9 protein-coding genes are annotated in these 13,127 nt (G+C 39.9%); 6 read left to right on the top strand and 3 right to left on the bottom strand.

Features of this window, described 5'->3' with window-relative positions:
- Positions 1–439: 439 nt before the first annotated feature.
- Together E2I05_RS20375 and E2I05_RS20380 are read left to right on the top strand one after the other, a co-directional pair.
- Entirely contained in the window at positions 440–1,981 is a 1,542-nt protein-coding gene (locus E2I05_RS20375; RefSeq protein WP_121852275.1) for a phosphoenolpyruvate carboxykinase, read from the top strand.
- A 958-nt stretch (positions 1,982–2,939) separates the two neighbouring features.
- Complete coding sequence (locus E2I05_RS20380; protein WP_133309824.1) at positions 2,940–4,619, top strand: hypothetical protein; 1,680 nt, start codon at positions 2,940–2,942, stop codon at positions 4,617–4,619.
- Positions 4,620–4,862: 243 nt separating this feature from the next.
- On the opposite strand, the gene E2I05_RS20385 is transcribed toward E2I05_RS20380, so the two are convergent.
- Positions 4,863–5,261 carry a flagellar basal body-associated protein FliL gene (locus E2I05_RS20385; RefSeq protein ID WP_121852277.1) on the bottom strand — a complete coding sequence of 133 codons (399 nt, stop codon included), beginning with the start codon at positions 5,259–5,261 and terminating at the stop codon, positions 4,863–4,865.
- A gap of 103 nt (positions 5,262–5,364) precedes the next feature.
- Here E2I05_RS20385 and E2I05_RS20390 point away from each other — a divergent pair, with 103 nt between their 5' ends.
- Positions 5,365–5,949, top strand: a complete 585-nt coding sequence (locus E2I05_RS20390; protein ID WP_121852278.1) for a chorismate--pyruvate lyase family protein — start codon at positions 5,365–5,367, stop codon at positions 5,947–5,949.
- On the opposite strand, the gene E2I05_RS20395 is transcribed toward E2I05_RS20390, so the two are convergent.
- On the bottom strand, positions 5,907–8,153 hold the full coding sequence (locus E2I05_RS20395) for an MGH1-like glycoside hydrolase domain-containing protein (protein ID WP_243641034.1): 2,247 nt from the start codon (positions 8,151–8,153) through the stop codon (positions 5,907–5,909). The genes E2I05_RS20390 and E2I05_RS20395 overlap by 43 nt on opposite strands.
- A 67-nt stretch (positions 8,154–8,220) precedes the next feature.
- On the bottom strand, positions 8,221–8,814 hold the full coding sequence (locus E2I05_RS20400; RefSeq protein WP_121852279.1) for a YhgN family NAAT transporter: 594 nt from the start codon (positions 8,812–8,814) through the stop codon (positions 8,221–8,223).
- Positions 8,815–9,059: 245 nt separating this feature from the next.
- Here E2I05_RS20400 and E2I05_RS20405 point away from each other — a divergent pair, with 245 nt between their 5' ends.
- The 3 genes from E2I05_RS20405 to E2I05_RS20415 all read left to right on the top strand — a co-directional run bounded on the left by E2I05_RS20405 (position 9,060) and on the right by E2I05_RS20415 (position 13,112).
- Positions 9,060–10,565 (top strand): ZIP family metal transporter, encoded by a 1,506-nt coding sequence (locus E2I05_RS20405; protein ID WP_121852280.1) that lies wholly within the window; start codon positions 9,060–9,062, stop codon positions 10,563–10,565.
- Positions 10,566–10,845: 280 nt separating this feature from the next.
- Positions 10,846–11,964 (top strand): non-hydrolyzing UDP-N-acetylglucosamine 2-epimerase, encoded by a 1,119-nt coding sequence (gene wecB / locus E2I05_RS20410; RefSeq protein ID WP_121852281.1) that lies wholly within the window; start codon positions 10,846–10,848, stop codon positions 11,962–11,964.
- A gap of 2 nt (positions 11,965–11,966) precedes the next feature.
- Positions 11,967–13,112: a glycosyltransferase family 4 protein gene (locus E2I05_RS20415; RefSeq protein WP_121852282.1), complete on the top strand. Its 1,146-nt coding sequence runs from the start codon at positions 11,967–11,969 to the stop codon at positions 13,110–13,112.
- Positions 13,113–13,127: the final 15 nt, after the last annotated feature.

Genomic DNA, 13,127 nt, shown 5'->3' on the forward strand with positions numbered 1-13,127 from the left:
GATAATACCAAACCGCACAAGCTCTGTCTTGTATAAAACGACCAATTTATCGCTGCAAAAATAAGCACGAAAGATAAACAGCCCCTTTTTTCTATAAAGGTCACTGGATACCAGCTTTCGCTGGCATGACAAAGATTGGTACTTTCTAAATCGCTAGATCCCTTAGGTTCAAACATCAATCAACAAAACAATAGTCAATTTTGTTTATGGCAATCTTCCCATTAGATTGCCATATCTTTACTTGCCACGTCGTTAACTATCACCACGATAAACAGTCTGTTTCCTTCAACGACACTAGAATCTCACCTTTTCAGATTAAGTTCAGTTACAATCATCGCAATAACATAATAATAATCATGGGCATAAGCCCGTCCTCAATGTCGACACTAATGATCGACAAATAATTTTACATCTTGCCCCAAACATGGAGAGTTTAGTTATGAGTGATACCACTCGTCGTACTTATTCAAACCTTACCACCGCCCAACTTGTCGAAATTTCACTCGCACGCAATGAAGGTCAATTGACTGAAAATGGTGCCCTAGTGGCCCAAACCGGATCTCGCACAGGACGATCTCCAAATGATCGCTTTATTGTGCAAGAAGAAAGTTCTCAGGATCAAGTTGACTGGGGTAATGTCAATAAGCCTTTTTCAGCCGAAAAATTCACCGCGCTTTGGCAGCGTGTCGAGCATTATCTGAGCAATAAAGATATTTTTGTGTCGCAATTAGAAGTCGGCGCCGATCCAGAGCACTATTTACCTGTCCAAGTCACCACAGAATATGCTTGGCATCAACTTTTCGCTCGTAACATGTTTATCGTTCCAGAAGTGTTTAACAAAGCAAACAAAGGCAGTTGGCAAATTATCAACGCACCCGGGTTTGAATGTATTTCAGAACGTGATGGTACACATTCAGAGGCCACGGTGATTATAAATTTTGCTGAGCGCAAAGTACTGCTCGCGGGTTTGAAGTACGCCGGAGAAATGAAAAAATCTATGTTTTCAGTGCAGAATTTTTTACTGCCAGCCAAAGGAGTGTTACCTATGCATTGCTCTGCCAATGTGGGGCATGATGGTAATACCACATTATTTTTTGGTCTTTCAGGAACAGGAAAAACCACTTTATCCGCAGATCCAAAACGTTTCTTAATTGGTGATGATGAACACGGCTGGGCACCTGGTGGCGTATTTAATATAGAAGGCGGTTGTTACGCCAAGTGCATCAATTTGAGCCAAAAGAATGAACCCGTTATTTGGGATGCGATTCGGTTCGGAACTGTGCTGGAAAACGTGATGCTTGATGCTAAGCGTCGCCCTGATTTTGATGACACAAGTTTAACTGAAAATAGCCGTGCCGCTTATCCACTCGAGCATGTTACCCAGCGTAAAAAAGACAATCGTGGCGGCGAACCTCGCGCCGTCGTATTTTTAACCTGTGATGTCTCAGGGGTTTTGCCTCCGGTATCTAAGCTTTCTAAAGAGCAAGCGGCGTTTCATTTTTTGTCTGGTTATACCGCCAAGGTTGGCTCTACAGAGGTTGGTTCAACCGCGGCCATTCAGTCAACCTTTTCTACTTGCTTTGGTGCGCCGTTCTTTCCTCGCCCAGCCAGTGTTTATGCTGAGCTATTGATGGAACGGATTGCAGGCTTTGGCAGCCAAGTGTTTTTAGTTAACACAGGCTGGACAGGTGGTCCATATGGCACAGGAACACGTTTCGACATACCTACAACCCGCGCGATTATTGATGCCATTGTTTCCGGTGAGCTCAATGATGTCGATACTACACACCTTGAACAATTAAACTTAGATATCCCTGTTAACGTTTCTGGAGTAGACGAACAACTTTTAAACCCAGTCAATACTTGGAGCGATAAGCAGCAATACGCTGGCTACGCCCAACAACTGGCAAAAGAGTTTAATGATAACTTCAAGCAGTATCAGGTTTCAGAATTGATTTCAAAAGCTGGCCCTAAGATTTAATCTATTTGCTGAATTATCCTAAATAAATCAGATGGGAGCGTTCATATACGCAGAAAAAATTACTGATAGCAAGGCATAAATAGCAGCAAGTAGTGGTTACCGACATAAAAAACTGTCGTTAGGGATGTCGCAGTTCAAATAATACCACTTTAAATTTCAACGCTTAATTTGTCATACCTGCGAACGCAGGTATCCAGCGACTTGTGCCCAAATTAACCAAAGACTCTGGACTCCTGCGTTCGCAGGAGTGACGATAAAATTGGTATACATTCTTCCGCCACGTCCCTTATACCAATTACAGTAATTAAATGCTCAACTCAGAGCTATGTATGCGCACAAAGTACAAACGAAATTGGTGAAAACATAGTTATCTACGTTGAGATAATTTTGTGAAGTAATTTTTGCGCATACAAGCTCCCGAAGGACAAGGCTAAAGGTTTCCATTACTGCGTTGCACCTTCTTGAATTATCCCGACAAAAGCACTAAGTGTGTTGAACGCCAGTTTTGTATGGCGGCCGTAGGGAATATAGTACTTCGAACATGCGCCTTGTACTGAAAACCTTTATCTCTTGCTGAGTGAGAGATTAATTACTGTAATTGGTATTACTTCGTTTCTACTTGCAAAATTTATAACGCAGCTAGCGGTGATTTTAGCAAGTATATGAATGTTCAGCACTCACCTGATGGATCAGTTCTAGCTATTTTATTTTGCATTTAATTTCAATAGATTAGAGTTAAACTGCGCACTCAGCCGATTTATTTAGGATTATGGTTATAAACAACCATAATTCACCTGTTTTTAAATGAATAGAACTTCATCTAACCCGCGGTATATCTTCATCTACACATCAACAGACCCAACTATAATTATTGACTCAATCTATTCATTTATACGAGCTTTAGTTAATTCAGTGGGAGAGGATGATGTTAAGTGGTTATCCACAGATAAACAGGCAAATGTATTCTCCTCATATCGGAGAACAAAACGGCACTGAGACATTCGCATCAAATGCAATACATAAACTAGCCGATTGCTTTAATAGCGAGAATAAAGCCTTAGCTCGTGAGAAGTTTAAATTATTATTTGAAAGTACAGAGTTACTTTTATCACAAAGACTGTGTAAAGACATTTTCGGTTTAATGCGCCCTGATTACCAAAGACAAGGGCAAGATATTTATTTTAAGTTTCAACCCGAAGGCACACATTACCTTTCTCGTACTTACATGCATTCTTTATCTATTAAAATCCCTTTGTATTTAACTGATGATGGGACGGAAGAATCAATCACGATTCCTGTATTAAAAAAAGAACGAGTCGCCGATGATTATTTATTTAACAACATTCTTGATCCAAATATGAAGCCGACATGTGTTATTCGTACGACCTTTATTCAATCAAATATCAATGAAATCACCCCTGATGCTTACTCTGTTTTTACAAGCTTACTCTGTAAGTTAGAACAAGATTTTGATGAGAGAGAACTTTGCACTCTTGCCCATCAGTTAAACTGCTGCCTAAAACCAAATTCAAAGCTAAACTTTATTACTCGAACAGTGACTGGAATCTTTTACCACCAAAAACAATCGGTCTCTGGATTAATTGTAAACCTTCCAAATTCCCAACAAGTCGTTTATGCATCTTGCCCCTCCGAAGGCTCTGATAGCTTTTTAACGCTTGCAGATGTCGGCAACATAACAGCTCATCTCATGTCAACAGATTACAGTTGCTTTGGTGTTACCCCAAACGACTTCTTCTCAACCTTAGATCCGTTTATTGGTAAAAGTGCAAAAGCAGACTTACAACACTTTGTCGCGACAGCCGCTAAACTTTGCAAATATGGAATTCACAATATACTGAAAGTAGAATCCAGCATTAAAGAAGTTGATGGCGACAAGTTTCACCACCATTCACTGATTCTTTACGCTAAAAATAATAAAGTTAAAGTATTCGTTTCATCTCTTGGTGAGCGTATAACTAAAGGCGACTTCATGGCTCCTATCAGCGACGTTGAGCGGGAATCATGCCTAAGTTCATTAACTTTAAATATGCATCCAGAAGCCCACTTTTCTAGTCAATCACAAGCCCATATTAGTCCGCAATGGCAACAGCGACCACCTTATTGCGCACATCAAACACACACAACTCATTTAACACCAAAAAAGCGATCTATGATCCCCCCCCAAAGAACAGCCCCATGCCATACACAAGTAATCTCTGCTCAATATTTTTGGTCACATCCAGAGAGCCACCTAACAGCTAAAGCTGAAAAATTTGAGCTTAATGCATCACCTCAAGCTTCTGTTAACCATGCTGAATATTTTTCTCGTCTTGAAAGTGAATGGGAATCACTTTTTGAGCTGTTAACAACAAAGGCGCTTATTTCAACAGAAGAAGACTTAACTGCCGCGCACAATAATCTGCTGGGTGAGTGTAAAGCTGGCTGTAAGCAATACTTTGAACTCATCAGAAATGATGAAGAAAACACACTGGAATCTCGTGTTTACTCAAAAGACGGACTAGCATCCGAAGTACTTGCTTCCGTTAAGTTAAGCAAACCTATCTCGCGAAGAGAAACAACGAATTCGGAAATCAATTATCGTTGGGCTCACCAAGTAGCAGGGTTATCACGGCAATGACTTATACCAATTACTACCTGATGTGTAATTAATTTTTGATATGCATGACAATACCTTAGAATGATTGATTCTAAAAAATCCTACCTGAAGGATACGATCTTTTTGCTCTAAAAAAGATAAAGAGACTGAATTCCTGCCTTCGCAGGAATGACGATGTGAACAATTTCAATGAGTTACAAAATCAACACATCAGGTAATTACTGTAATTGGTATAAGAACTTGATTAAAACAGAATCCAATCACTTAATCATATAAGTATTTGGTAAATAACAAATTCACTACAGCTTTTTTACCCATTTCCTCAGTGAGCAGCTGATTAACGGTTTCAAGGCACTGTTGGCGCATGGTTTCCCTACCACTCAGTGACTTTATTTGTGCTTCCGTTTGGTTCCCTAGAATTTCAATAATCGCCGCTCGCAGTAAAGGTTCGTGATGCTCAATCATTGATAAATCATCTTTACCACGAACCATTAATTCAACATTCACTCGCACAAAGCCAAGTTTTTTACGATTTGATAGGTAATTGGTAACAATATCCGGTTCAAAACCATAATAAGCGTAATCATCAACAGCTGAATCTTCGGCGTGCACGGCCACAATGGAAGTGAAGGTGAGTAAAAATGCCAATACAAGCTGTTTCATGCTAGTTAAAACTCCTCAAGCTATTTCCTCGCTAACCACTCTATATGGGTTATCAAGGTCATGGTAAACTGTTATGGTTTATTAATATTCTTGCGAGTAGCTCATGTCGTTGCCTCATCCACAGTTTCCAGTTGGCGAACCCATAAACTGGTCTGCGTTACCTGAAGATATCGGTAGACTGGATGACAATTTAACAAAATGGTTACTTGCTACTGGCAGTTTAACTGAAAAACTGAAAGCCTGCTGTACCGAATTTCAGGTTGAGGTGCTTGGGGAGGCAGAATTACCTTCTTTGCAATATGAGTCAAGCATTTCTACAACACTTTGGGTAAGAGAAGTATTATTGCTATTAGACGGTGTGCCTTGGGTATTTGCCCGTACATTAATACCACCCGCCTTATTACGACAAACTCAAGTTGATTTTAAAGGCCTTGGCACTCAACCATTAGGTCAGTTATTGTTTAGCCACCATGAATTTGTCCCTGGGAAGATTGAAATTGGCCACACGGCTTTAAATGGAAAAGTAAGCCAATTATCAACCTCAATAAATCAGCCTTGTGACTCCTTATGGGGCAGGCGACGTTTTTTCACTTATAAGCAACACGAAATGCAAGTGTGTGAATTCTTTTTACCGGCTGCCATTAATTACATGGAGGCCGAGACGGCACGCTCTTGCTCTAACCATTGATGATAAATCAACAATAACACCGATGCTGACCAGCTAAAATTATTACAATGCAGGCCCTGTCCTGTTATAGGATCATAGTTTTCTCGGATCACTCCATTGCCTAGCATTCCTTCCCCATTGCTCACCAGTTGTAATGCTAACGCTTTCGCTTCGTCTTCATAACCATATCTTTGCATTCCTTTTAGTCCGAACCAAGCTTGATCTAACCACACTGGGCCACGCCAATAACGCTTAGGTAGAAAATTAGGACTATCTACACTGACGGTTGGAAATGGTATTTTGCTATTAAATGTCGATTGACTTAAGTGACGCTTAACCACTTCTTGAGCTTGTACTTTGGTTGCCACGCCAGCCCATAGTGGTATCCATCCTTCGACACCTTTTCCATTTGCTACTAATAATCTGCGTTGTTCACCTTGAAATCGGACATCATAAAAAAATCCAGTTTTATCATCAAACATTTGAGTCTGGATCAATTCAGCTAACTTATCGGCTTGTTTCCGCCAATCCAGCGTTTGCGATTTGTAGTTTGCCTTTTTATCTGAATCCTGTTTTGCCAGTATTTCTGCCATTTGCGCCAAAAAATGCTTTTCAGCATAAAGATAGGCGTTCAAATCAACTGACTCTTGGGAAATTGAATAGCCAACCAATTCACCTTTATGGCGATTTTCTAAAATATACAGATCCTCTGCATCGTCAAAACGCGGGGCATTATCCATACCTGACTCCCACGCAGCGGCTTCAATAATCGCTGTTCGATCGGCACGACTATCCTTAATATGGGCTGGGTGAAGGTTAGCGCCATATTCTACCAAGCCATTATTATTGTGATCTCGATTACGGTACCACCAGTGATGGTAAGCCATTAATTTCGGGTACATCTGATTGATAAACTCAAGATCACCAGTTTGTTGGTAAATTTCCCACACGGCCCATGCCGCAAGTGGCGGTTTAGTATTACGCTCGTTCCAATTGCCGCCGATACCGCCTCTATCCGCATTTTTATTATAAAAAATAGCATCAGGTACGCTACCATGATCTTGAGCCCTAACCGCATCGTCTGGAGTAAATTGGTAAGCAAACATGGCCAGCATATTCGATTTAGCCAACTCAGGATTAAAACGTGCTAAAGCAACCGCTTGTTTCCAACTGTCCCATGACCACACGCCGTTAAACCACTTAAAACTCACCGAAGGTGTGACAGCGTCATGAGTTATTGCGCCCGCCGCACTGCGCCAATTATGAGTCAGCGTCATTATAGACTTAGCTGCTAAACGTCCGTACTCATTGTTGGGTAGATCGTGTACTACTTTTTCCCAATTGCGCTTGTGAGTTAACAGCGTTTTAGGTATCGATGAAAAATCAGTTTTTGGATGTTGTTTACGCTCATGTTGTGTATGAAAGTATTGATGTACGGCCTGTGTGCGATAAGTCTCATTAGGTGAGAGTTCAATCGTTGCTGAACGCGCATGATAACTAAAACCAGCACCTTGATTTAAAATGATATTAGGTTCGAATTGGATTTGATATTCAGCATCATTAAGCAGTAACTGCCACTGTTCATTGATGGGGGTCAATGACCAACGACTGGTATTAGTTTCAATTTGGTGTTGTTTCACCAATGAGTAATCAGCCAATTTGGGGTGTTTTGTGAAAGGTGCACCTTTCCATATCAGTTGCCACTGCTGTTTATCAGCGCTTAGATTATGTATCTGAGTGGTTATTATCGCACTACGGTTATCAAGAAAGCTTAATGATATGTTCACCATTAAGTCGTCCCATTTAAACATTTGAGAAAGTTGATCTGGTTGGCTAAAAATCTGCTTATCCTTCGCCGAAGCGAGTGAGCGAGGGCGATCTAACATCACATCAACTAATTGTAATTGTTGTATGTTATTACTGAAATAAACACTGAACTCCTGTGCGATGATCAGCGGGCCAACAAAACCACCATAATCGGAGTGCTTTTCGGGCAAATGAAAACCATGCCATGCGCCTTTGTCGATATAAACCGCTGGGATTTCTAAATTACGGAGCTTATCTCTCGGCTCCATGGTTGAAACAGAGCCGGAATAAGGCAATAGACTTTTGAAATCATTAACCTCAGCGCTAAAAGCAAAAAAAGTGTTAAATAGTCCTATAATTCCTAATAAAAGAGGAGGTAAAAATTTCATAGCAACCATCAATTTGAATACAATATCCATAAGCTATCATAAACAATTCGATTCAGAAACGGTCATATTTCAAACATTGTTTTTGCTTGTAATTTATTTACGCCACTTTATTGAAGTAGTCAGAAAGTCCATCCAACAACATCTGCACTGAAATCATTACCAGTACCATCCCCATTAAACGCTCAACGGCTGTTAAACCTTTCTCTCCGAGAAGCCGTGTGAACAATTGATAGAACATCAAAATAACCGCACTGGCCGCCCATGAAAGTACAAGTGCTATCGTCCAGTCACTCATTCGGGAACTGTCAGTGTGAGCCAGTAGAATTAAGGTGGCTAAAATTGAAGGTCCCGCCATTAGCGGTATAGCCATAGGTACTATAAAGGGTTCTTCACCAGCCGCTAAGCCAACAACACCTCCAGGTTGGGGAAAAATCATTTTGAGTGCAATTAAGAATAAAATGATGCCACCAGCAATGCTTACCGATTCTGGACGTAAATTTAAGAAAGTGAGTATGGCTTCGCCAGCATATAAAAACAGCATCATGATAGCCAAAGCAAACAACAATTCACGGATTAATACCTTGCGACGCTTTGCTGGATCAATATGTCGTAAAATCGACGCAAATATCGGCAAGTTCCCTAGAGGATCCATAATTAAAAACAACATGACTGTGGCAGAAAATATATCCATGACAGAATTAGACTCAAAGCAGGTGAAAACACCTCATTCTATACTCAAATGATGATAAATGAAGGTGGTTTTTAGTGTTTTAGTGTGCAATAACTTACTTTCAGTGAAATATTGAAATTTTCTGTTGGCAATCGATTTAATACCAATCCATTTTAATACAAGCAGATAGATTTTAGTGCTAGTACTGCCTTCATTTCGCTTTTAGGTATATACTTCAGCGTTGCCCATTTTTCAGCTAAGAAAACATGCTTTATCTCATCGCCAGTTTAATTGCCTTACTCATAGGGCCACTTTGTTATCGTTTTCTTGCCTCGGGTACGGGACTGCAAAAAGGCTTAGATGGGTTTATTTTTGTGGCATTGGGTGGCTTAGTTTTAATTCACATTTTACCTGAATTACTTGAACATGGCGGATGGCTATCATTAGTTTTTATCGTAATCGGTTTATGGGGGCCGACAGCGAGCGAGAGACTATTCCATCGTTACTCTGAAGTCACTCATAACATCACGCTTGTTTTAGGTGTTTTGGGGTTGCTGCTCCACACCTTGACAGATGGCGGCGCGCTTGTCCTTGCTGGCCAACCTGAGAATTCATCATTATTAGCACTGGGCATTATACTTCATAGGCTCCCTGTCGGGATTGCCATTTGGTGGTTACTGAAACCTCAAGTCGGTACTAAATGGGCCAGCGTTGTTATCGGTTTCATGATGCTGCTTACGGCTATCGGCTACTTTGTGGGCGAGCAATTACTTACTCAACTCAGTCTTGACAACACCGTATATTTACAAGCTTTCGTTACCGGCTCAATCCTTCACGTGGTATTGCATCAGCCCCATGTTCAACATCATGAAGATAAAAAAGGTCGGTATGAGTATCATGCTGGAATCGGCAGTTTATTGGGTATTGGGTTATTGTTGGTATTATTAGGTATGGAAAACATTTCCCATGATCATGACAAGCACTCACACCTATTGACAGAGTTTTGGCGCTGGGCTTTGACATTATCACCGGTGTTGTTGTTAGCGTTTATTTCAACGACAATTTTTTATTCCTTAGGACTCAGAACAAACACAAATAATCCAAAATCAGCATGGTTACAGAAATTAGTAGGTCCAGAGGCTATTGTTATCACAGGAATAATTTTAGGAATAGACTTTCTCACTGTGTATTTTATTTGTATCGGAGCCTTATATTGGTTTTTAATTCATCGCAACGTAATGCCTGTTATGCCCCATTCAACTTCAACTTCATTATGGCAATTTAGTTTTCAACACGCCGTTGATCAAAGTGCTCCATGGATTATTTTAAGCTTAGTATTGGCTAATTTAATCGGGCATCCGGCATTACCACTACAGAGCCCATTTAGCCAAATTACTTTTTTGGCTATTTTATTTGTAATACTCCGTTTTGAGCGTCTCGGTGCTGCAATATTTGCCGTTTCTATCGCTTATAACAATTGGAGTCCTCAAGCCGTCATTTTTGTATTACTTGCCGCCACTTTGTTACCTTCCTCTCAATTAAAAAAATTAGGTCGTTTCAATTCTTTAATAGTATTCGTTATCTTAATCATCAGCTTATCATTAAGCTCTCTATTTGAGTTTAAAATAGGCGCTTTATTCGTTTTACCAGACTCCCTTAATCTCGTGTCATCAATCACGTTAGGTTTGTTATTCACGTCCAGCTTGCTACGCCAGGGTCCAAGAAACTTCCTACAACCGCTTATCATTAAAAAGCCTCACAAACACCATTAGCTATTATCTAACAGATCGTTAAAACTTGTTTACAGCTACTCTCTCAAAAGTATTGGTTCAATTTGTGAGGGAGATCACGGACAAATCATAAATTCAATCTCGTTCACTACTTTTAATGTGATAGTTTGAAAATCCAAGCGGTTAGGGCTGCGTCAATCTAATATTTCAAAACGATGATGAGTAAGGAAGCTTCGTTGAAACACCATTCATGATGAAGAAAATGTAAGTCATATAGACTGATGTACTAATAACTGCTCATTAACACATTAGGGAGTTTATTTTGAAAATCCTCATGATCTTTGGCACTCGACCTGAAGCTATAAAGATGTGTCCATTGGCACTCAAGCTAACGGAAAACAAGGAGCTTGATGTTAAAATCTGTGTTACTGCTCAACATCGTCATATGCTTGATCAAGTCCTGCAAATTTTTAACCTTAAACCCGATTATGACCTCAATTTGATGAAACCCAACCAAACTTTAGAATGGTTAACCGGAGCAATCATTGAAGGTGTCGGTCAGGTTATTTCTGACTTTAAGCCTCAGTTAGTTTTAGTTCATGGGGACACAACAACATCGTTTTCTGCAGCACTAGCTGCTTTTTATCAAAAGGTTGATGTTGGGCATGTCGAAGCAGGGTTGCGGACTGGAGACATCCATTCCCCTTGGCCTGAAGAAGCCAATCGAAAGCTGACCGCAACCTTAACCATGCTTCATTTTGCTCCAACCGATGCTGCGGCACAAAATTTAAAAAATGAAGGTTATTCAACTAATAACATCTTCGTTACTGGAAATACAGTGATAGATGCTTTATTCAAAACCCTTGAGTTCACCAGAAAAAATAGATTTGTCCCTGCACAACAACTGCAAAAAATACTGCCGACTCTCGAAAATAAGAAAATAATACTCATTACGGGGCACCGCCGTGAAAATTTTGGCACAGGTTTTCAAAATATTTGTACTTCACTCAAAATTATTGCACAGACTTACCCTGATGTAGAGCTTGTATACCCTGTGCACTTAAACCCTCATGTTCAACAGCCTGTTTACGACACGCTAGGTAATTTAGATAACTTTCATTTAATTGAACCATTAGACTACCAATCATTCGTTTTGCTTATGGACTTAGCCGATATCATCTTAACTGATTCCGGAGGTATTCAAGAAGAAGCACCTTCATTGAATAAACCTGTTTTAGTGTTCAGGGAGAAAACCGAGCGCCCAGAAGCTGTAAATGCTGGGGCTGTCCGCATAGTTGGTACTGATATCAACCGAATTGTTACCGAGGTTAGCACACTTATCGATAAACCAAATGCATTTGGTAAAGCGGCAAATCCATATGGAGATGGGAAAGCTTGCCAAAGGATTTCGGACATCATTAAACGCTATTATCGAGTATAACAATGCCTAATATCTATATTATTTATCGTTCAATGTTCGATAACACTGGTAAATTGACAACCATTGGCGGTATCGAAAATTACATTCTTTCATTGATTGATGTTTTTTCCGAACAAGGCTGGGGAGTTCATGTTGTTCAACCTGCCGCCACTCCTTTTGAAATAAAAAGCAAAAACCATTACATTCATGGAATAAAAACTGGCTTTTGGAAAGGAAACTTAAAAAAAGTTTCTCTCGTCAGATGGGTGAAACAACGAAATAGTATAAAAAAGCGTAAAGACATTGTGATATTCGCTACTGACAGCTATGCGGTTTCTATGCCTGAATATAACACTGTCGCGATACAACATGGTATATCGTGGGATAAACCAAGAACCCAAAGTTGTGCACCAAGACAATTCTTTAGCTCTTTACTTAATCAATGTAAGTACCTGTCTTACACAGGTAAAAGCAAGACTCTTGTCTGTGTTGATCATAATTTTATCAATTGGTATCGAACGTGGTTTAACCTCAAAAATAATTCAATGAAAGTTATCTATAACTTTTATGAAAACAAGATTTCTGAAAAAGATTTCAAAGATAAATGGTCAATTGACGCTTCTACAAGCCCTCTGAAAGTAATTATTGCTCGCCGATTTGTCGACTACCGCGGAATAAAACTGATAGCCCCAATTATCAAGGAAGTGTTATCCGAGCACAGAAATGTCGAGTTTACTTTTGCTGGAGAAGGTCCACTTAAACCCTATTTAGATGCTCTCTTTGCCGATGAACCAAGAGTGACTTTAATTAAGTACGCTCCAAAAGAAAGTTTTGATATTCATCAACAACATCATATTGCAATAATTCCAACCCTGGGTTCTGAAGGCACTTCGTTATCAATGATTGAAGCGATGTCTTCTGGCTGTGCCGTTATTAGCAGTAATGTTGGCGGTTTATCCAATTTAATTATTAACGGCTACAATGGACAGCTCGTCATACCAACTTCCTCTGAACTAAAATCAGCCCTAATGCACTGTTTATTAGATTTAAACTTCCCCAAGCAACTCGCCTACAATGGATTACAATCAATCAGTTCAGCATGTTCTAAAGAAACATGGGCTGACAATTGGGTTTCGGTAGTTAAGGATTTAACTACCGAAACCCTATAAAAATCAGTTGGTGGC

The organism is Parashewanella spongiae, assembly GCF_004358345.1.
GTDB classification, from domain to species: Bacteria; Pseudomonadota; Gammaproteobacteria; order Enterobacterales; family Shewanellaceae; genus Parashewanella; species Parashewanella spongiae.